The following is a 20361-nucleotide window of genomic DNA, read 5'->3' on the forward strand; positions in this document are numbered from 1 at the left end:
TTATACAGAGACTTCAGCCTTAATTGTGGCATGGCTTTGATAATTTTTAATTTTTATATCGTTAAAATCAAAGGCAAAAATGTCAGTAATGTCAGGGTTGAGCCAAAGCTCGGGTAGGGCAAACGGCTCACGACTAAGCTGCTCATGCACTTGCTGTAAATGATTGTTATAGATATGACAATCGCCGCCCGTCCACACAAACTCACCGACGCCAAGCCCCGTCACATGGGCTATCATATGGGTTAGCAAGGCATAGCTGGCGATGTTAAAAGGTACACCCAAAAACAAATCCGCCGAGCGTTGGTACAACTGACAAGATAATTTGCCATCGGCGACAAAAAACTGAAACAGGGTATGACAAGGGGGCAAGGCCACTTCGTTGGCCTCCAAAGGATTCCAACCAGAGACAATCAAACGGCGCGAGTTTGGGTTGTTTTTGATTTCATTGACCACCCAACTGATTTGGTCAAAACCATCTGCATGGTAGCTGCCGTCCGCTTTTTTGCTTGCCCCGAAGTTGCGCCACTGGTGTCCGTATACCGCGCCAAGTTCGCCTTCAGGCTTGCCAAAGCGAGCTGTTTGCTCGGCGGTTGCCCATTCATTCCAAATGCGTACCCCATTGTCCTGCAAGTATTGGACATGGGTATCACCTTTTAAAAACCAAAGCAGCTCATAAATCACGCTTTTGGTATGGATTTTTTTGGTGGTGAGTAGTGGAAAACCTTCATTCAAATCAAACCGCATCTGCGCGCCAAAATAGCTGATGGTACCCGTGCCCGTACGGTCGCCTTTTTGTATGCCGTTATCTAGCACCAGTTTAAGTAAATCCAAATAGGCTTGTTCATTTTTTGACGTAATCATGGGTGATGAGTTCCTTGGTTAGTTTTCTTTGTTAGTCCACATTCTTTTGATGGCCCCAATCATAGATTTGGTTTTTATACGCCCAAATCAATAAAACCAAACCACCGATAATCATCGGTAGGCTTAACATTTGCCCTTTTGTCATCCACCCTAATAAAATAAAACCTTGGTCAGCATCAGGTTGGCGGAAGAATTCGGTAATAAAACGTGCAATACCGTAGCCCATCACGAATAAGCCACTAACCGCCATACGCGGACGCGGCCGGCTGGCAAACCACCAAACCAAAACAAACAGTACCACCCCTTCAGTAAAAGCCTGATACAGCTGTGACGGATGGCGGGGAAGTAACAAATAATTGTTGCCATCAATCATAAAGGTTTGCGCAAGGCTTTGCAGGGCAGGGGTTTGTTTGAGCAGTTCATTGTCTTCATTGACCGCTTGCGGGAACAGCATCAGCCAGTTGTAACCCCCGTCAGACACCCGACCCCACAATTCGCCATTGATAAAATTGCCAATACGCCCGAACAGCAGTCCGGTTGGCACGCAGGGAATAATAAAATCTAGCACATTCCAAATGTTCTTTTGATATTTGCGGGCAAAAAATAGCATTGCGATGGCGACACCCAAAAATCCCCCATGAAACGACATGCCGCCTTGGTTGATTTTGAACAAATACATCGGATTGGCTAAAAATTCGCTTAATTGATAAAACAGCACATAGCCGATACGACCGCCTAGAATCACGCCCATCGCCCCGTAAAATACCAGGTCAGCGACCATGTCGGCATTCCAGTCTGGGCGTGACTTAGTGCGATACCAAGCCAACGCATAAGCGGCAGCAAAAGCCAGTAAATACATCAGCCCATACCAGTGGGCTTGAACAGGTCCCAAATTCAGAGCGACAGGATCCCATTGCGGGTGAGTTAAAATTAGTGGAAACATGGCAATTTAGTCATTATCGAAAATGCCAATATCATAGCAGTTTTGGCTAGTTTGGGCTAGCTTGGGCTTGGGCTATTTTTTGCTGTGCCCTTTTAGTTATTACCAGCGGCTATCATTCTCACAAGGCTCGCCATTACAGGCGCATTTCAATGCCTTGCTGTGCCATAAACTGCTTGGCTTCCCCCACGGTATATTCGCCAAAATGGAAAATACTCGCCGCTAGTACCGCATCAACACCGCCTTGCAGCACCCCATCTGCCAAGTGTTGCAGATTGCCGACCCCACCTGAGGCAATCACTGGCACATTTACGCTATCTGTAATGCGCTTCATCAAGGCGATATCATAGCCGTTTTTGGTACCATCTGAGTCCATCGAGGTCACAAGCAGTTCACCCGCCCCAAAATCTGCCATTTTGACCGCCCATGCCACCGCATCAATGCCAGTCGCTTTGCGTCCCCCATGGGTAAAGATTTCCCATTGATTGTCAGCCACTTTTTTGGCATCAATCGCTACCACGATACACTGACTGCCAAAACGCGCTGCCGCTTCACCGACAAATTCAGGGTTAAAAATCGCCGCTGAATTAATCGATACTTTATCCGCGCCCGCGTTTAGCAAGTGACGAATGTCATCGACTTTACGAACCCCGCCGCCCACAGTCAGCGGTACAAATACGGTTTCTGCCATGCGTTCAACCGTGTGATAGGTGGTGTCGCGTCCATGATGGGTAGCGGTGATGTCCAAAAAAGTGATTTCATCCGCGCCTTGTTCGTTGTAGCGCTGCGCCACTTCAACAGGGTCGCCCGCGTCTTTGATGTCGACAAATTGCACACCTTTGACCACCCGACCATTGTCAACATCAAGGCAAGGGATAATTCGTTTTGCTAACATATTCGATTTCCTTCTATAATAGCCGTAAGTTTATCAAATTTACTTTGCCATTACCGCAGTTTTATCGGTGTGCTGCGCTTCAAGGATGCCTTATGTCTGTATATACCCAGTTGACTGACCAACAATTTAGTGATTTTTGCCAACAATTTGGCGTGGATTTTGCCAAAGCCATACCTATCACACAGGGTATCAAAAACAGTAATTGGTTTATTGAAACAACCACGGACAAAGCCGGCGAGCCGTCTTATGTATTTACCTTGTTTGAAGAACGCAAACCGCATGAAATTCAAAAAATGGCGATTATCCTAAACCGCCTAAAAGACCAGCTACCCGTAGCCGCCCCGCTAGCCGCCAAAAACGGCGAGTTTTTGCTGTATTTTGACAACAAAGCCATTGTGGTGTCACCAAAACTCTCGGGCGGTCACCCGAAAGCAATCACGCCTGATATGTGCCGTCAAATGGGCGAGGCTTTAGCCGTTCTTCACCAAACCTTGCAAACCTTGACCCCTGCACAAAACTATGGCGTTGAGTTATATCCTTGGCATTTGGTGCGTGACCGTGAAACCAAGTTTATGCCAAGCGATGAAGCCAAACTGATGAATGATATTTGGCAAGCCTACGAAACGGTAGCAAGCAAAAATTTGCCAACAGGCTTATGTCATCTGGACATGTTTGCCGATAACACGCTGTGGGATTTTAGTGATGAAACTCAGCCAACACTCACAGGTTTGCTTGATTTTACCGAAGTCAGTGTTGAGCATTTTGTGATGGATGTGGCGATTACCATTAATGATTTTTGCACCACTTGGGGTAACGCCAATGATGGCGAAGCGGTGAATTTTGATGACGCCAAGATGCAAGCGTTTTTACAAGGGTACGAGAGTAAACGCGCTTTGAGCGATGATGAGAAAAAGGCATTGCCGATTATGCTTGCCATGGCGGGCGTGACGTTTTGGCTGCTGCGTTTGAATGTGATTTATTATAACCGTCAGCAAGGTCGCACGGGCGATAATATTATGGTGAAAAATCCTGATTTAATGAAACGCCTAGCCAGCTTTCATTGGGCGAGCGTGAAATAAGGATATTCAATGTTTCTTGTGTATGTGGATGAAAGCGGTGATACTGGCTTGGTAAATAGTCCATCGAATTATTTTTGTTTAAGTGCTATCGTAGTTCATGAAAGTCATTGGCAAACCACGTTAAATTCAGTGATTGGCTTTAGAAAAGAACTGAGAGCAAGCTATGGTTTTAAATTACGAGAAGAAATTCACTGTTCTCATTTTATTCACAAACCTGGTGATTTTCAGAGAATTCCTAAGTCTTTACGGCTCAGGCTGTTACGAGATGTTATTGATTTTCAAGCAAGTTTACTTAATTATCAAATTGTGAACGTGGTGGTAAACAAAAAGAATAAATCTTTAAATAGCGATATTTTTAGCCTTGCTTGGCAAACGCTTATTCAGCGTATCGAAAATACACTTTATCATCACAATTTTATTGGTTCAAACAATGCAACTGATTCAGCTTTGTTATTTGTTGATAAAACTGATGAGATAAAATTAAGAAATTTAACCCGACGAATGAGAAGATATAATCCTGTTCCAAATAGCTTTAACTTGGGCTCAGGCTATCGTATGATGCCCACACAATGGGTAATAGAAGATGCAATTCATCGTGATTCTGCACATTCTTATTTTATTCAATTAGCCGATGTTAATGCTTATTTCTTGGGGCAGAAATTTTTTACTAATCAATATGTTAAAAAGAAAGGTGGTAGAAATTATCTTGATAGACTAATGCCAGTTTTATTAAAACAAGCAAGTAAAAGTCATCCGTTAGGCATAGTTATACGTTAAAAAGAAAAGGGTTCAGCTTTCGCCGAACCCGATGAGTCCTACTGTAGGGTCTAGCCCTAGGTCAGACTACCTATTAATAATAGCATTTTTATGATTGATTTCAATTTAATTTTACCAAAATATACATAATTCTCGGAATAGTAAAGATGAATGATACTAACAACTGGCAGAAACTTGCCGAATACCCGACCAACTTATTGGCAGAAACCCACGCCATCTATTTACAAAACAACGGCATTAACGTACAGACCCAACTCGTTGATTTGATGGGATTGAACACAGGCGGTGTGCTATGGGTTGCCCCTGAAGATGTTGAGCAAGCCAAAGCTTTACTCGATAATATCGATGACACTTCGCAACTAGCGGATGACGACTTGGTAGACCATAACGACTCAGCAAAATTGCAGTAGAAAGGAAGCCAATCACCATGTGCCAACTTCTGGGTATGAATTGCAACACACCCACTGATATTCATTTTAGCTTTGCGGGGTTTCGCAAGCGGGGCGGGCAGACCGATATCCATACCGATGGGTTTGGTATCGTGTTTTTTGAAAAAAATCCCGACCCATCGCAGGGTAATGGCAAAGCTGGGATACGTCAATTTCACGATGACAAGCCAAGTTTCTGCTCACCGGTGGCGGATTTAGTCAATAGTTATCCGATTAAGGCGATGAATGTGATTTGCCATATTCGCAAAGCCACGCAAGGCACAAATTGCTTGGCTAATACCCACCCCTTTGTCCGTGAGGTATGGGGCGAGGAATGGGCGTTTGCGCATAATGGGCAGCTGCAGATGGATTTTATGGACCAGCTAAGCCCTGTGCCCACCCACTATCAGCCCGTAGGTACAACCGATTCGGAGATGGCATTTTGTTATCTGCTCAATCGACTCAAATCACAGTTTAGTGAGCCACCCAGCAACGAGGTGTTATTCCAGTTTTTGACCACGATTTGTCGTGAGTTATCGGCGTTGGGCTTGTTTAATTGTCTCATTAGCAATGGCGATTGGCAGCTAGCCTATGCAGGCAGCTTGCTGTTTTTTATCACCCGTAAAGCGCCATTTGGTGAGGCGAAACTCGCTGACAGTGAGCTGGCGATTGATTTTAGCGAGGTGACCTCGCAGACCGACAAAGTGACCTTGATTACTACCATTCCTTTGACTTACAACGAACACTGGCAACAGCTTTATGTGGATGAATGTTTGATGTTTCGGGATGGCGATATTTTATTTAAAGATACCCCTGATAATCCGACCCGCTTAACCATTGAAGAAGGCATTGCCATCGCCCGCAAAGTGGGGGCGAGCTTATAATATGATAAAAGTCGCTTATTCTGATATTTTTAAATATGACGTTCCTGAGCGTCACCGTTTCCCTATGCAAAAATATCCGATGATTGCGGCGCGGTTATTGGCGGAGGGTACATTGACCCAAGCCAATTTTTTTGCCCCGCAGCGATTGAGCGAAGACGAAATTCTCACCACACATACACAAAGGTACTGGCAGCACCTAAAACAGCAAACATTGCCCGCCAAAGACGCGCGCGCCATCGGCTTTGAGATGACGCCAAGGCTCGTTGAGCGGGAACGTGTGATTGCCCATGGCACTTATGAATGTGCGTTATTTGCCAAACAATTCGGTGTCGCGCTCAATATCGCAGGCGGTACCCACCATGCGTTTGCCGATCATGGCGAAGGGTTTTGCGTGTTTAACGATGTGGCGGTGGCGAGTAATTTATTGTTGGCACGTGGACAGGCGACCCAAATTCTGACTGTGGATTTGGACGTGCATCAAGGCAACGGTACAGCGCATTTGATGGCAAATGAACCCCGGGTATTCACCTTTAGCATGCATGGCGCAAAAAACTATCCGTTTCGCAAGCAAGCATCTGATTTAGATATTGATTTGCCAAACGAGACAGGCGATGAAGCGTATTTAGCAATATTAATGGAGACGCTGCCTAGACTTATTGCAAAAGTGAAACCCGATATGCTGTTTTACCAGTCCGCTGTGGATGTGCTCGCCACCGATAAGCTCGGTAAACTTGCGCTCACCCGTGACGGCTGTGCCAAGCGTGATGCGTTTGTATTTAGCCAAGCCAAAGCCCATGGAATCCCAGTGGCGGTGGTGATGGGTGGCGGCTACTCAGAAAACATCGACGATGTGGTGGAAGCCCATTGCAATACCTTTCGCATGGCAAAAAGGCTGTATGAGTGAGTGTTAAGAGATAAAAAAAGCCCTGTTTCACAGAGCTTTTAAATTCACAGAGCTTTTAAAATAAACCGTTGTTCTGCTAATCAATGCGCTAATGCATACGCTGATAATTAGGCTAATACTTTCTCAAGCGCTTGCTTAAAACGGCTGACTGTACCGTCGACATCTGTTAATTTATCTAACCCAAATAGCCCCAAACGAAAGGTTTTAAAGCTGTCAGGTTCGCCAACTTTCAATGGCACGCCACCTGCAATTTGTAAGCCTTGGGCTGCAAATGCTGCACCTTTGTGCATATCATCCCGGTCAGTATAAACCACAATCACACCTGGCGCTTGGTAGCCTGCAGCTGCGACGCTGATAATATGATGTTGATTGAGGACGGATAGTATTTTTTCACCCAATTCAAATTGGGCGCTTTTGAGTTTATCAAGTCCAATCGCTTCGGCTTCTTTGACAGTATCGCGGAATTTGGTCAGCCCATCGGTTGGCATCGTCGCATGATACGCATGACCGCCATTTTCATAAGCGCGCATGATAGTGAGCCACTGTTTGAGATCTAATCCAAAACTGGTCGATTCGGTGGCTTCCACTTTGGCAACGGCTTGTTCATTCATCATTACTAGCCCCGCACATGGCGTGCTTGACCAGCCTTTTTGTGGCGCAGAGATGAGCACATCAATGCCCAACGCTTTCATATCAAGCCACACACAGCCTGACGCGATACAGTCAATGACCAGTAAACCACCGACACTATGCACCGCATCGGCAAGTTGTTTGATGTAGTCATCAGGCAGCATCAAGCCTGCCGCGGTTTCGACATGCGGGGCAAATACTACCGCAGGTTTTTTAGATTGAATTTCAGCGACAGCCGTCTCGATTGCCACTGGCTCAAACTGCTGTTGTTGCCCCATTGAATCGCTGTTGTCACCGATGTGTGCGGTCAGGACAGTCACGTCATCCGTGATACGACCTTTTTCAAGGATTTGCGTCCAGCGAAAACTAAAAAAACCGTTGCGGATGATAAGCACTGTTTGGTCAGTGGCAAGCTGGCGCGCAACCGCTTCCATACCGTAAGTCCCTGTACCGGGCACGATTGCCACCGCATCAGCGTTGTACACGTTTTTTAAACTTGTGGACAAATCATTCATCACGGTTTGGAATTTTTTGGACATGTGATTGAGCGAGCGGTCGGTATAGACCACAGAGTATTCTAATAAACCGTCTGGATCAATATCTTGGCGTAGGGCAGGCATGGGACTCTCCTTTAATATCGTTGTCTTTCTCGCAAAATCGCAAATAAAATTAGTCTAGCAAAAAAGCCCTTTTAAAAACCAAAAATATTGTAGAGCGGTTGTTACATTTTTGGTTATCAATAGCGCAGTGATTAAGCCAAAAACTGTCCACAGCAGCGTTTGTATTTCTCACCACTGCCGCAGGGGCAAGGCTGCTTTTGGGTCACAGGCATGACCACTGTCGGATCCAAAAAGTACCAACGGCTGGTGCCATGGGTGGGAATATTCACAAAGGTGGATAGCTCATGATGGACGCCTTTGCTGCTGTCTAAAACCGCTAAATCCAAACCCGCTGCATGAGGCAAGTTGACGTATGTATCATGTTAATGAATGTTCGGTAGGTTGATGGCGGTAGGCAAGATATTTTTCTTTAAAATAAGCCAACTAATGGGGTCTTGTAGCGTCTGCCAAAATAGTTTAAACGGCGGGGCAAACACAATCAGGGCAGCCAACACGGCATATAAACCCAAATACCAGCCTACTTGATCGAATTTAAACACTTTAAACGCGGTACCAAAAGATTTTTTGACACTCAGCCCTAACAGGTTGACGCTAAACATCTCATCTAACAGCAGATGAACAATGGCGCCAAACATCAAAAATAGCCCCAAAAACCAACTAATAACAGCGCCTTGCTTAAACCCATAAAAGCTGGCGTACACGAGGGTCATCGCCATAATCCCCAGATAGGGAATCGAGTGCACGATACCGCGATGCACCGTCAATTTGCTATATAAATTAAACACACCGTAGCGCATCAGCAAATAAGAGGCTAACCACAATCCTGCCAATGCCACCAACGAAAACTGCCCGACACACAAGATAACAATAAAAAATGCCGTCAGCAGCGATACGACATTAAATCCTACGGTCGCGGGTACCGAGTGGTCCAAATCAATATCGGGCAGCAAGCCACCAATGGTACCAGCCACCACACACATCAAATATTCAGGCGCGGTCAGCATCCCTGCCTTATAAATCACCAAGCCAGTGACGCCACTTGCGACAAAAGCGACACTTATGTGGGTGTTAAAATTTGCCATAGTCTTCGCCCAGTTTCCCAATAGCTTAAAATCAGCGAGTCAAAACTCAAGTGGTAAAATCCCGAGTGGTAAAATCCCGAGTGGTAAAATTTAGTGGTTTAAATTAAGTAGCTTAAATTAAGTAGCTTAAATTAAGTAGCTTAAATTAAGTAGCTAGAATCAAATACCAAAACAAAAAAGCCATCGTCCGTTAGACAATGGCTTTTTTAAAATAAGTGGCGTCCCCACGGGGATTCGAACCCCGGTTACCGCCGTGAAAGGGCGATGTCCTAGGCCTCTAGACGATGGGGACGCAATCGCACGAGGTGCTCTAAGCAGGCTTAATAGTGGTGGAGCTAAGCGGAGTCGAACCGCTGACCCCTTGCATGCCATGCAAGTGCTCTACCAACTGAGCTATAGCCCCATTTTTGGGAATTATTTAGACTGCTTTGCCTAAGAGTGCGCGTATTTTATTGAAAACTGATTTTGCTGTCAAGATGATTTTTGCCTAAAAACACAAAATTTTTACCCATTCTTGCTATAATGATGCGTTCTTTATGTTGCCTTCATATAACGACTGTAGATTAGGGCGTGTCCCTAATTCGGAACAAAGTATTTTTAATGGCCTAAAAATGCCTAAATCTGGCAAAACTGCGTTAAATTGTTTGACAATATTCCAATATTATCTGCACAATTTGCCTTGTTTTGCTGGCGATTTAGTCTATTTTTAGCCTCATTATCCAAATAGGGACACGCCCTAGTTATATTTTGTTGTTTTGTCTAAAATTATAAGGATAGCCCATGTGGTTGGTTGATTTTATTTTGCATATCGGTGAGCATTTACAAGAACTGGTCAACAACTATGGCAATTGGATTTATGCGATTTTGTTTGCCATTGTGTTTTGCGAGACGGGTCTGGTGGTGTTACCATTTTTGCCCGGGGATTCGATGTTGTTTGCGGCAGGCACCATTGCCGCAGTGGGCGATATGAATATCTTTGTGCTAATTGGTTTATTGATTGTGGCGGCAGTATTGGGTGATTTTGTCAATTTTGAGATTGGCAAACACTTTGGGCAAAAGTTATTTTCCAATCCCAATTCCAAGATTTTTAAGCAAAGCTATTTGCAACAAACCCACGATTATTATGAAAAATACGGCGGACGCACCATTATTATTGCCCGTTTTATTCCCATTGTACGCACGTTTGCGCCGTTTGTAGGCGGGATGGGTAACATGAATTATGCCCAGTTTGCTCGCTACAATATCGTTGGCGCGGTATTATGGGTCGTATCTTTTACCACGCTAGGCTATTTTTTTGGTCAATTACCCTTTGTCAAAGAACATTTTTCGTGGATTATGATTGCCATTATTGTGTTTTCGGTGGTACCAATGATTGTCGAAATCATTCGCCATCGCAAGGATAAATAATTGAATTAGTCTTCAAAAATAACGCTAACTGCCAAAGTCAATCTGGCATTTAGCGTTGCCTTCCAAATTTATATTTTATCAGCCATCTATCATCGCTAGGATTCAATTTATAAAAATTCGATAGTCGGCTATAATAGCCGCTAATTTGAAATTTTGGTAAAATTGAGAAATCCATGTCACAAGTCCGCACCCGTATTGCCCCAAGCCCCACAGGCTTTCCCCACGTTGGCACCGCCTATATCGCACTATTTAACCTTGCCTTTGCCAAAGCAAATGGCGGCGATTTTATCCTACGCATTGAAGACACCGACCAAACGCGCTCCACCGCGCAATCTGAAAAAATGATTTTGGACGCGCTGCGCTGGGTCGGTCTTGACTGGTCAGAAGGTCCAGACGTCGGCGGTCCACATGCACCGTACCGCCAAAGCGAACGCAAAGACATCTACAAACAATACGCCGAAGAACTGTTGGACAAAGGTCATGCATTTCGCTGTTTTGCCACAGCCGAAGAGTTAGATCAAATGCGAGCCGAACAAATGGCGCGGGGTGAAACGCCAAAATATGACGGTCGCTATGCGAACCTTTCCCGTGAACAATCGGACAAGCTCGCCGCCGCAGGCAAACCATTCGTCATTCGTATGCGTGTGCCAGACGAGGGTGTATGTAAATTTGACGATATGCTACGTGGGGAGGTCGAGATTCCTTGGTCACAAGTGGATATGCAAGTGCTACTCAAAACCGACGGTCTACCAACCTACCATTTGGCAAACGTGGTCGATGACCATTTGATGCAGATTACCCACGTCATCCGTGGCGAAGAGTGGATTAACTCTGCCCCAAAACATCAATTATTGTATAAATATTTTGGTTGGGATATGCCCGTACTCTGTCATATGCCACTGCTCAGAAACCCCGACAAATCCAAACTATCGAAACGCAAAAATCCCACCTCAATCACTTATTACCGTGATGCAGGTGTATTACCAGAAGCCTTGCTCAACTATTTGGGACGGATGGGCTACTCCATGCCAAATGAAGCGGAAAAATTCACCTTGGATGAAATGATTGCCAGTTTTGACATTAAACGGGTGTCATTGGGCGGTCCGATTTTTGACGTGGAAAAACTCACTTGGCTCAATGGCGAATGGTTGCGTTCACTGTCACCCGAAGCCTTAAAAACCAAAATTCTTGATTGGGCCAATGACAGCGACAAACTCACCGCGATTGCCAAAGCCATTCAGCCACGCATTAACTTGTTGTCGGATGCGGTGAACTGGTCGGGCTTTTATTTCCAAAACTTGCCAACCATTAGTGAGGTGGACTTTGAGCATAAAGTATTATCCACTGAGCAAACCGTGGAGATTCTACAACTTGCGCAATGGCAGTTAGAAACCCTGCCTGTATGGACGGAGGAGAATATCCAAGCGGTATTGTCTGGTTTGGCAGGGGAGATGGGCATTAAATTGCGTGATTTTATGTCGCCATTTTTTATTGCCATCGCAGGTAGCAAGTCAAGCACGCCTGTGATGAATTCAATGTATTTGATTGGAGCGGATATGACATTGCAGCGCCTGCGTCATGCCATTGAGGTATTGGGCGGTGTCAGTAAGAAAAAAGCCAAAGAATTGGAAAAACGTCATAAAGCATTGCCAAGCTTTTTGACTCCATAAGCTTAATTGTTTTGTATAAAAGTCCGTCGCTGTGGCGGATTTTTTATTTTAGTGCGAGTAACTCAGGGTCATGCTAAATAACATGAATAAACCTAACAAAGATGGTATCATACCTAGCAAAATCAGCTTCTAATTTTTACAATTTAAAGGTAATCATCATGGCAAATCTTCAAAACGAACTCGCCCAAGTACAGCATATCAGCGGTGAATTACACACCAATGCCCACGCCAAAATCGGTATGGTGGTAGGACGCTTTAACAGCTTTGTGGTAGAAAGTTTGGTCAGCGGCGCGATTGATACCTTACTGCGTCATGGTATCGCAGGTAGCAATATTACTGTCGTGCGTGTACCGGGTGCTTGGGAAATTCCACTGGCGGTTGCCCGTATGGCACAAACCGATAAATTTGACGCTATCATCGGTTTAGGCGCGGTGATTCGTGGTAGCACGCCGCACTTTGATTTTGTCGCTGGTGAATCTGCCAAAGGCTTGGGCGCGATTGGGTTGGATTATGACGTGCCTGTTATTAATGCAATTTTGACCACAGACAGCATCGAACAAGCCATTGAGCGCTCTGGTACCAAAGCAGGAAACAAAGGCTCAGAAGCAGCCATGGTCGCGCTTGAGATGATTAACGTGTTGGGTCAAATTGACGCACAAATGGCTGGTGAATAAGGTAGCAATATGACTGACAATTCAACCCACACCACACCAGAACAGGCGAGTCAAGACAACGCCATCAATTATAAAACCAGCCTGACCGCGATTCGTAAAGCACGCCGTTTTGTGGTGCAAGGGTTATATGAATGGCTGTTGACAGGCAACCCATCGCACGAAATCGAAGCGCATACCCGCAGTGAGAATGCCATGCACACGGTACATTTGGGCTATTATCACGAGCTGCTGAGCAAAATCATTGAGCAAAGCGATGACTTAATCGCCTATATCGACAGCCTACTTGATCGCCCTTGGACACGTCTAGATAAAGTGGAGCAAGCGGTACTGCTTGTCGGTGCCTATGAAATGAAGCAGCACTTGGAAGTGCCTTACAAAGTAGTGATTGATGAAGCGATTCAGCTCAATACCCATTTTGGCTCATCAGATGGTTATAAAATGATTCACGTGGTGATGGATAAAATCGCCAAAGAGGTGCGTATGCCTGAAGTAGAAGCAGATGCCAAAAAAGCCAAAACAGAGGATGCGCCGCAGCCGCCATCGCAAGCGACCACTGAAGAAGAAAAATAATACCGTAAAGGGCGTACTCGCTACGCCCTTTTATGCTCGATACGGATGGCTAAGATGTCCGAATTTTCTTTGATTTATCAACATTTTCAACACTGTACACGCAAAAATCCCTTGACCCAAGTGGGTATTGGGGATGATTGCGCAATAAGCAGCATGCCGAGTGATTGCGAACTGGTGAGCTGTATTGACACGCTGGTTGCAGGTCGGCATTTTCCCTTATCAACATCCGCTTATGCCATCGGCTATAAATCGGTCGCGGTCAATTTATCCGATTTGGCAGCGATGGGTGCGACACCCTATGCGATATTGCTGAGTATTAGCTTGCCCGCTAAGCTTGCACATGATGACTGGCTCAAACCATTCGCCCAAGGCATCGCGGACATTTGCAACCGATTTGATGTCGAGCTCATCGGTGGCGATACCACCCAATCTAACACCTTAACCATCTCTGTCACTGCACTGGGTTTTGTGCCATCTGGGCAAGCTATTACCAGACGTGGCGCAAAAGTCGGTGATATCATCTGTGTGAGCGGTGAGATTGGCTCAGCAAGTTTTGCGTTACAGCAGATTTTACACGCTGAAAAATCTGAGCGGCACAATATCGCTTTACAACCAATCGCTTTACAACAAATCGCTTTACAGCCGGCACTCGATTTACCTGTTCCGCAAGTTGAGCTCGGGCAAAAATTACGTGGGTTTGCCCATAGCATGATTGATATTTCAGACGGGCTAGGGCAGGATTTGGGTCATATCCTAACCGCATCACAGGTGGGCGCGGTGGTCGATTTAGCCAGCATTCCAACGCACCCACGATTACAAGCTTTGCCAAATACTGATAAGTGGCAACATCAGCTCAATGGCGGCGATGATTATCAGCTGTGCTTTACCATGAGTGAGCAAAATTTTGTCAAATTTAATCAACAGTTTTCGGATAAAATTTTTGCCATTGGCAAAATTGTCACAGAAAACGGCTTGAGGCTGACTTATAATAACCAACCAATTGAATTTTCAATCACTGGCTATCAGCATTTTTAGCCAAAGAACTTCTTATGACTCAACTGCATAAACCCGACGTCCGTAAAGCCAATGTTTGCCCGCCTTGTCCGCCAACCGCGAGCGTTTGGGAAAAGCTGATTTATTGGCTCGGTATCGGCTTAGGCTCAGGATTGCCAAAGCGCGCTGCTGGGACGTGGGGCACGGTGGGTGGACTGGTGGTTGCCATTCCGATGTTGTGGCTTGGCTTTTGGGGGTTTTTGGCGGTGACGGTGGTGGGCGCTCTAGTCGGTAGTTATATCTGTGGCAAAACATCGGATTTGATGGGTGTACACGATGACCCGCATATCGTTTGGGATGAATGGGTCGGGATGTGGGTGTCACTCTTGCCAATTTTATGGCTGCATTTCTATGATGATGCTTTATTGCAAGGTCATCAGTTAAGTTTACTGCTACTATACTTTGCTGCATTTGTCGCGTTTCGTTTTTTTGATATTTTAAAACCCTTTCCGATTAAATGGGTGGATAAAAATGTGAGCGGCGGTTTTGGTATTTTGATTGATGACATTTTGGCGGGGCTGATGGCGGGGGTTGTGCTAATAGTTTTTGTAAGTGTACTCGTTACTTATGTTTAATCTGTTGTATCATTAAAATTAATTTAAAAAAGAATAAGGAATTCCCATGACCAACTTAACCATCATCATCATGGCAGCAGGCAAAGGCACTCGCATGAAATCGAGCAAGCCAAAAGTACTACAACCGCTGGCAGGCAAGCCTTTGCTACATCACGTACTCGCCACTGCCAAACAATTGGGTAGCCAAAAAAATATCATTATCTATGGTTTTGAAGGTCAGCAAGTCAAAGATGCCTTTGCCGATGAACAAATTGATTGGGTCGAGCAAGCTGAGCAATTGGGCACGGGTCACGCGGTGCAAATGACTTTGCCAGTGTTGCCTACGGATGGGAAAAGCTTGATTTTATCAGGGGATGTGCCACTTATTGGCGTCGATACCTTGCAGAAATTGACAAATACAGAGAGCCGTTTTGCCATGCTGACCATAAACTTAGCCAACCCATTTGGCTTGGGGCGTATTGTGCGTGACAACAACCAAGTAATCGCCATTGTTGAAGAAAAAGATGCCAACGATGAGCAAAGAAAAATCACTGAAATCAATAGCGGTGTGTACTGTGTCGCCAATGATATTTTACATCGATATCTCAATAACTTGACCAATAACAATGCCCAAGGCGAATACTACCTGACTGATATCGTCAAAATGGCGGTGGATGACGGCATCGAAATCGCCACCGTATCGCCGACCCATCAGTTTGAAATCGAAGGCGTGAATGACCGTCTGCAGTTGGCAAATCTAGAGCGTACTTGGCAAACGCATCAAGCCCAAGCGCTGATGCAACAAGGGGTACATTTGATTGACCCAAGCCGTTTTGATTTACGCGGTTCGCTCAAAGTTGGCAAAGATGTGCAAATTGATATTAATGTCATCATTGAAGGTGATTGTGAGATAGGTGATAACGTCAAAATCGGCGCAGGTTGTATTATCAAAAACAGCAAAATCGCCAGTGGCACTGTGGTGCAACCTTATAGTCTATTTGACAATGCGGTAGTAGGCGCAGACAACCAAATCGGACCATTTGCCCGTCTGCGCCCCAATGCGGTCACTGACAAAGAGGTGCATATCGGTAACTTTGTGGAGCTTAAAAACACCCAAATGGCAAGCGGCGCCAAAGCCAATCATTTGGCGTATTTGGGTGATGCCACCATTGGACAAAAGACCAATATCGGCGCAGGCACGATCACTGCCAATTATGATGGCGTCAATAAGTTTAAAACCGAAATCGGTGATGAAGTTAGAATTGGCTCAAATGCGGTGCTGATTGCCCCTGTGACCATTGGTGACCGCGCCACCATTGGGGCAGGCAGTGCCATCAGTAAAGCCTGCCCTGCTGAAAAACTGTCCATCGCCCGTGGCAAACAAGTCACGATTGAGGGTTGGCAACGTCCTGAAAAAAAATCTTGATATTTGAACTTTTGCCTAAATTTAACAGATTCTTGCTTAATACGATAAACTTGCTTTATACGATAAAGCCGTTTGGTTAAGCAAAAATAAAACAATCTAACGACTGTGTAAACGGGGGGATTGTTTTTCACAGCAGTCAAATTTGATTGCTCACACCAAAAACTGGATACTAAGGAACAGTTATGTGCGGTATCGTTGGCGCCATTCGTGCGCAAGACAATGTGGTAGATTTTTTAACCGATGGCTTAAAACGCCTAGAGTATCGGGGTTATGATTCATCGGGTATTGCAGTGCAAACCGATGAAGGACTCAAACGCGTGCGCCGAGTGGGGCGTGTTGCCTTGATGGAAGCCGCTGCCAAAGAGCGCGGCGTGTATGGTCACACCGGTATCGGTCACACACGCTGGGCCACCCACGGCGGCGTCACTGAGCCAAATGCCCATCCGCATATCTCGGGTGATTTGATTTCGGTGGTACATAACGGCATCATCGAAAACTTTGAAGCCGAGCGCGCTCGCCTTCAGCAAAATGGCTATCATTTTGAGTCACAAACCGACACTGAGGTCATCGCCCATGCGGTGCACCAACACTATGTACAAAACGGCGGTGATTTATTCAATGCAGTACAAGCGGCGACTCAGCAATTTCATGGCGCGTATGCGATTGCTGTGATTGCCAACGATATGCCACAAAACATGGTGGTGGCGCGTATGGGCTGTCCATTACTCATTGGCTTAGGTGAGCATGAAACCTTTATCGCATCGGATGTCTCAGCAGTTGTCGCCTTTACCCGTCAAATCATGTATCTTGAAGATGGTGATATTGCCCAGTTGACCGCAGATGGCGTGGCACAAATGATTGACAAACAAGGCAATCCAGCGACCCGCAAAGCCACTACTTCGCAAGTGTCCTTAGCGTCTCTTGAACTAGGGGCTTATAGCCACTTTATGCAAAAAGAAATCTACGAGCAGCCAAAAGCAGTGTCAGATACCGCCGAAATCTTTTTGGATGCCGGGTTTATCGCCAACAACTTTGGTGAAAATGCTGAAGCCGTTTTCAATGATATCGACAGTATTAAGATTCTTGCCTGTGGCACGTCGTATTATGCTGCATCGACCGCCAAATATTGGTTGGAAAGTATTGCCAAAATTGCCACCGATGTCGAAATCGCTAGCGAATACCGTTATCGTGAGGTGATTGCCAATCCAAAACAATTGATTATCACCATCTCGCAATCAGGGGAAACGCTAGATACCATGGAAGCGCTAAAATACGCACAAGCCATGGGCCACAAACATAGTCTATCCATCTGTAACGTGATGGAATCCGCCTTGCCTCGTGCCAGTGAGCTGGTAGTCTACACCCGAGCCGGTGCGGAGATTGGGGTCGCCTCAACCAAAGCCTTTACCACTCAGTTAGTGGCTTTATTTGGTTTGGCGGTGACACTCGGTCGTGTGCGGGGCTATGTGGATGACACTAAACTGGTCGAATACACCAATGCGCTGCGCAGCTTGCCCAATGATATTCAATATGCGCTCAATCTTGAGCCACAGATTAGCAGCTGGTCAAGCAAATTTGCTGATAAGCCAAGCGCGCTGTTTTTGGGACGTGGTATTCATTACCCGATTGCATTAGAAGGCGCATTGAAGCTCAAAGAAATCACCTACATTCATGCAGAAGCCTATCCCGCTGGCGAGTTAAAACACGGTCCACTGGCATTGGTTGATGAAAACATGCCTGTGGTGGTGATAGCGCCAAATGACAGCCTACTCGACAAAGTCAAAGCCAATATGCAAGAAGTCTCAGCGCGTGGCGGTGAGTTGTTTGTCTTTACCGATCTTGACAGTGATTTTTCTGATAGTGAAGGCGTACACGTGATTCGCACCCCACGTCATATTGGCGTGTTGTCGCCCATTGTACACACCATTCCTGTCCAGTTGTTGTCTTACCATGTTGCGCTTGCCAAAGGCACAGATGTTGATAAACCCCGTAATTTGGCCAAAAGCGTCACGGTGGAATAAGCTAAGCTGACACAAAAAACCGCTAACGATTAGCGGTTTTTTTGTGGACAAAGTATTAAGAAGGGTCATCATCATAGGTATAGTAGCTATTTGCGGTTTCATCAAAGCTGTCGATACGCTCAGGGTAGTTGCCTTCATTAAAGCGCTTTTCGCTGTGCGCATGGGCGTGACGCACATCGTGATTGTAAGCAATTAACGCCTCGTTATTTGCCAAAAAGCTATCAGGATTTGCCATGACCCACATTTGGTTAAAAACATCTGAGCGCGCCGATAAATTCAGTAACACGCCAGGTTCGGTAAAATAATAAAACTTGGATAATAGCTTAATCTGCCCATTTTCCAGCCGTCTGGCAATATGATACGCTTGTAAATCTTTTGGGTGTTTTAAACCCACCGCACCGACAATCGCTGCCAATGATTTAAGCGTGTTTTTATGAAAATTATAGACCCGCTGCGCCTTATCAGGAATATGTAATGCCCGCTGACGGTAGGGGTCTTGGGTGGCAACCCCAGTTGGGCATTTGTTGGTGTGGCAGGCACGTGATTGGATACAGCCTACCGCAAACATAAAGCCACGCGCGGAGTTACACCAATCTGCACCCAGCGCTAGCATGCGCGCGATATCAAAGGCAGAGATGATTTTACCACTGACACCGATTTTGATTTTATCACGCACCCCCGCACCCACCAGTGTATTGTGTACAAGCAAAAAACCATCGAGTAGCGGCATGCCAACATTATCCATAAACTCAACAGGCGCAGCCCCTGTACCGCCTTCTGCACCATCAACCACGATAAAATCAGGGTAATTATCTGCTTCAATCATGGCTTTGACAATCGCCATAAACTGCCAAGGCTGTCCGACACACAGCTTAAAACCAACCGGCTTGCCCCCTGACAGTTCACGCAGCTGTTGCCAAAACTGCACCATCTCACGCGGGGTGGTAAAGGCTGAGTGGCTGGCTGGAGAAACGCAGTCTACATCCATCAGCACATCACGGGTTTCGGCAATTTCTAGGGTGATTTTTTCTTTGGGCAACACCCCGCCTTTACCAGGTTTTGCCCCTTGCGACAGCTTGATTTCAATCATTTTGACTTGCTCAAGGCGCGAGCGTTCAGCGAATTTTTCGCCGCTAAACGTGCCATCGTGATTACGGCATCCAAAATACCCGGTACCCAGCTCCCAAATCAAATCGCCGCCATGTTTCTTATGGTACGGACTAATCGCACCTTCACCTGTATCATGAGCAAATCCACCGAGTTTTGCGCCCTGATTGAGCGCTTCGATTGCCGCGGCTGACAGGCTGCCAAAACTCATGGCAGAGATATTAAACACCGACATCGAGTAGGGCTGTAGGCATCGTTCACTGCCCACCATAATACGAAAATTGGTTTCTTTGAGGGGATAGCTAAGGGTGGATTGTAAAAACCATTCTTTGCCAGACTGGTATAAATTTTCTAAGGTACCAAAAGCATTGGTATCACTGACGTTTTTGGCACGTTGATAAGCAAGCGCACGCTGCTGGCGCGAAAACGGCACGGCGGCTTGGTCATCTTCAATCAAATACTGGCGCAGTTCAGGTCGGAATTCTTCCAATAGGTAACGAATATGTCCCGAAATTGGGTAGTTACGCAAGACGGCATGGTGTACTTGCATCAAATCATAAATGCCCACCACAAAGCCCACCAGACCAATCACTATCAGCCACCATTTGAGTAGCACAATACCCAAAGCAAGGATAGCAAAGGCAATGGCAAACACGCTGTAGCGAAACACAACGCCTTGCAAATAGGGCTCTTTATGGGTAGGGGTTACCGTAATATCAGTGCGCTTGTTAACCATGATAATCTTCCTTATCAGATAGGATCGCGGGCAAAATAATCAT

19 protein-coding genes, 2 tRNA genes and 1 pseudogene are annotated in these 20361 nt (G+C 45.8%); 13 read left to right on the top strand and 9 right to left on the bottom strand.

The genetic code is table 11. The features are described 5' to 3' along the window. The 3 genes from AXE82_RS08180 to hisF form a co-directional block, all read right to left on the bottom strand. Nucleotides 1-861, bottom strand: coding sequence for a thymidylate synthase (locus AXE82_RS08180; RefSeq protein ID WP_062333501.1), 861 nt, complete (start codon nt 859-861; stop codon nt 1-3). Nucleotides 862-892: 31 nt separating this feature from the next. Continuing rightward, nucleotides 893-1792, bottom strand: a complete 900-nt coding sequence (gene lgt, locus AXE82_RS08185) for a prolipoprotein diacylglyceryl transferase (protein WP_062334887.1) — start codon at nt 1790-1792, stop codon at nt 893-895. A gap of 145 nt (nt 1793-1937) precedes the next feature. Next, nucleotides 1938-2696, bottom strand: coding sequence for an imidazole glycerol phosphate synthase subunit HisF (hisF, locus tag AXE82_RS08190; protein WP_062333504.1), 759 nt, complete (start codon nt 2694-2696; stop codon nt 1938-1940). Between the two features lie 92 nt (nt 2697-2788). On the opposite strand from hisF, the gene AXE82_RS08195 reads away from it, so the two are divergent. The 5 genes from AXE82_RS08195 (at nt 2789) to AXE82_RS08215 (ending at nt 6768) form a co-directional block, all read left to right on the top strand. Then, nucleotides 2789-3775 carry a homoserine kinase gene (locus tag AXE82_RS08195; protein WP_062333508.1) on the top strand — a complete coding sequence of 329 codons (987 nt, stop codon included), beginning with the start codon at nt 2789-2791 and terminating at the stop codon, nt 3773-3775. A gap of 9 nt (nt 3776-3784) precedes the next feature. Continuing rightward, a complete protein-coding gene (locus tag AXE82_RS08200) occupies nt 3785-4552 on the top strand; it encodes a DUF3800 domain-containing protein (RefSeq protein ID WP_062333511.1) in 768 nt (255 codons plus the stop codon). A gap of 146 nt (nt 4553-4698) precedes the next feature. Next, nucleotides 4699-4962, top strand: coding sequence for a hypothetical protein (locus AXE82_RS08205; RefSeq protein ID WP_062333514.1), 264 nt, complete (start codon nt 4699-4701; stop codon nt 4960-4962). Nucleotides 4963-4979: 17 nt separating this feature from the next. Next, on the top strand, nt 4980-5864 hold the full coding sequence (locus AXE82_RS08210; protein WP_062333517.1) for a class II glutamine amidotransferase: 885 nt from the start codon (nt 4980-4982) through the stop codon (nt 5862-5864). Between the two features lies 1 nt (nt 5865). Then, complete coding sequence (locus AXE82_RS08215; protein WP_062333520.1) at nt 5866-6768, top strand: histone deacetylase family protein; 903 nt, start codon at nt 5866-5868, stop codon at nt 6766-6768. A gap of 107 nt (nt 6769-6875) precedes the next feature. Here the strand turns inward: AXE82_RS08215 and AXE82_RS08220 are convergent, their stop codons facing one another. From AXE82_RS08220 to AXE82_RS08240, 5 genes and pseudogenes are all read right to left on the bottom strand, one after another. Then, nucleotides 6876-8018, bottom strand: coding sequence for an aminotransferase class V-fold PLP-dependent enzyme (locus tag AXE82_RS08220; RefSeq protein ID WP_062333523.1), 1143 nt, complete (start codon nt 8016-8018; stop codon nt 6876-6878). A 131-nt stretch (nt 8019-8149) separates the two neighbouring features. Continuing rightward, nucleotides 8150-8311: pseudogene (locus AXE82_RS12265) on the bottom strand (SEC-C metal-binding domain-containing protein); the annotation flags it as partial. Between the two features lie 69 nt (nt 8312-8380). Then, nucleotides 8381-9100, bottom strand: coding sequence for a metal-dependent hydrolase (locus tag AXE82_RS08230; protein WP_062333526.1), 720 nt, complete (start codon nt 9098-9100; stop codon nt 8381-8383). A 216-nt stretch (nt 9101-9316) separates the two neighbouring features. Beyond that, nucleotides 9317-9392 (bottom strand) — tRNA-Glu (locus AXE82_RS08235). A 35-nt stretch (nt 9393-9427) separates the two neighbouring features. Next, nucleotides 9428-9503, bottom strand: a tRNA-Ala gene (locus AXE82_RS08240). A gap of 377 nt (nt 9504-9880) precedes the next feature. Here AXE82_RS08240 and AXE82_RS08245 point away from each other — a divergent pair. From AXE82_RS08245 to glmS, 8 genes are all read left to right on the top strand, one after another. Then, nucleotides 9881-10507 carry a DedA family protein gene (locus AXE82_RS08245; RefSeq protein WP_062333529.1) on the top strand — a complete coding sequence of 209 codons (627 nt, stop codon included), beginning with the start codon at nt 9881-9883 and terminating at the stop codon, nt 10505-10507. A gap of 173 nt (nt 10508-10680) precedes the next feature. Beyond that, a complete protein-coding gene (gene gltX, locus AXE82_RS08250; protein ID WP_062333534.1) occupies nt 10681-12177 on the top strand; it encodes a glutamate--tRNA ligase in 1497 nt (498 codons plus the stop codon). Between the two features lie 158 nt (nt 12178-12335). Then, entirely contained in the window at nt 12336-12851 is a 516-nt protein-coding gene (ribH, locus tag AXE82_RS08255; protein ID WP_007115135.1) for a 6,7-dimethyl-8-ribityllumazine synthase, read from the top strand. Nucleotides 12852-12860: 9 nt separating this feature from the next. Next, entirely contained in the window at nt 12861-13421 is a 561-nt protein-coding gene (gene nusB / locus AXE82_RS08260) for a transcription antitermination factor NusB (RefSeq protein ID WP_062333537.1), read from the top strand. A 54-nt stretch (nt 13422-13475) separates the two neighbouring features. Next, the gene (gene thiL, locus AXE82_RS08265; protein ID WP_062333540.1) at nt 13476-14456 is read left to right on the top strand and encodes a thiamine-phosphate kinase; all 981 of its coding nucleotides are present in this window, start codon (nt 13476-13478) and stop codon (nt 14454-14456) included. Between the two features lie 14 nt (nt 14457-14470). Beyond that, entirely contained in the window at nt 14471-15049 is a 579-nt protein-coding gene (locus AXE82_RS08270; RefSeq protein ID WP_062333543.1) for a phosphatidylglycerophosphatase A family protein, read from the top strand. 46 nt (nt 15050-15095) lie between these two features. After that, entirely contained in the window at nt 15096-16454 is a 1359-nt protein-coding gene (gene glmU / locus AXE82_RS08275; protein WP_062333547.1) for a bifunctional UDP-N-acetylglucosamine diphosphorylase/glucosamine-1-phosphate N-acetyltransferase GlmU, read from the top strand. A 182-nt stretch (nt 16455-16636) separates the two neighbouring features. Beyond that, nucleotides 16637-18475: a glutamine--fructose-6-phosphate transaminase (isomerizing) gene (gene glmS / locus AXE82_RS08280; RefSeq protein ID WP_062333550.1), complete on the top strand. Its 1839-nt coding sequence runs from the start codon at nt 16637-16639 to the stop codon at nt 18473-18475. A gap of 55 nt (nt 18476-18530) precedes the next feature. Here glmS and AXE82_RS08285 read toward each other — a convergent pair whose 3' ends face one another. Next, nucleotides 18531-20318, bottom strand: a complete 1788-nt coding sequence (locus AXE82_RS08285) for an FMN-binding glutamate synthase family protein (protein WP_062333555.1) — start codon at nt 20316-20318, stop codon at nt 18531-18533. Between the last annotated feature and the right edge of the window lie 43 nt (nt 20319-20361).

The organism is Moraxella osloensis (assembly GCF_001553955.1).
Taxonomy (GTDB): Bacteria; Pseudomonadota; Gammaproteobacteria; order Pseudomonadales; family Moraxellaceae; genus Faucicola; species Faucicola osloensis.

Bases quoted from the DNA above. Each gene is read 5' to 3' on its own strand.
- thiL (WP_062333540.1), top strand. From the start codon at position 13,476: ATGTCCGAATTTTCTTTGATTTATCAACATTTTCAACACTGTACACGC.
- gltX (WP_062333534.1), top strand. From the start codon at position 10,681: ATGTCACAAGTCCGCACCCGTATTGCCCCAAGCCCCACAGGCTTTCCC.
- AXE82_RS08245 (WP_062333529.1), top strand. From the start codon at position 9,881: ATGTGGTTGGTTGATTTTATTTTGCATATCGGTGAGCATTTACAAGAA.
- nusB (WP_062333537.1), top strand. From the start codon at position 12,861: ATGACTGACAATTCAACCCACACCACACCAGAACAGGCGAGTCAAGAC.
- AXE82_RS08285 (WP_062333555.1), bottom strand. From the start codon at position 20,318: ATGGTTAACAAGCGCACTGATATTACGGTAACCCCTACCCATAAAGAG.
- hisF (WP_062333504.1), bottom strand. From the start codon at position 2,696: ATGTTAGCAAAACGAATTATCCCTTGCCTTGATGTTGACAATGGTCGG.
- glmS (WP_062333550.1), top strand. From the start codon at position 16,637: ATGTGCGGTATCGTTGGCGCCATTCGTGCGCAAGACAATGTGGTAGAT.
- AXE82_RS08215 (WP_062333520.1), top strand. From the start codon at position 5,866: ATGATAAAAGTCGCTTATTCTGATATTTTTAAATATGACGTTCCTGAG.
- AXE82_RS08270 (WP_062333543.1), top strand. From the start codon at position 14,471: ATGACTCAACTGCATAAACCCGACGTCCGTAAAGCCAATGTTTGCCCG.
- AXE82_RS08205 (WP_062333514.1), top strand. From the start codon at position 4,699: ATGAATGATACTAACAACTGGCAGAAACTTGCCGAATACCCGACCAAC.
- AXE82_RS08200 (WP_062333511.1), top strand. From the start codon at position 3,785: ATGTTTCTTGTGTATGTGGATGAAAGCGGTGATACTGGCTTGGTAAAT.
- glmU (WP_062333547.1), top strand. From the start codon at position 15,096: ATGACCAACTTAACCATCATCATCATGGCAGCAGGCAAAGGCACTCGC.
- AXE82_RS08180 (WP_062333501.1), bottom strand. From the start codon at position 861: ATGATTACGTCAAAAAATGAACAAGCCTATTTGGATTTACTTAAACTG.
- AXE82_RS08195 (WP_062333508.1), top strand. From the start codon at position 2,789: ATGTCTGTATATACCCAGTTGACTGACCAACAATTTAGTGATTTTTGC.
- AXE82_RS08210 (WP_062333517.1), top strand. From the start codon at position 4,980: ATGTGCCAACTTCTGGGTATGAATTGCAACACACCCACTGATATTCAT.
- AXE82_RS08220 (WP_062333523.1), bottom strand. From the start codon at position 8,018: ATGCCTGCCCTACGCCAAGATATTGATCCAGACGGTTTATTAGAATAC.
- AXE82_RS08230 (WP_062333526.1), bottom strand. From the start codon at position 9,100: ATGGCAAATTTTAACACCCACATAAGTGTCGCTTTTGTCGCAAGTGGC.
- ribH (WP_007115135.1), top strand. From the start codon at position 12,336: ATGGCAAATCTTCAAAACGAACTCGCCCAAGTACAGCATATCAGCGGT.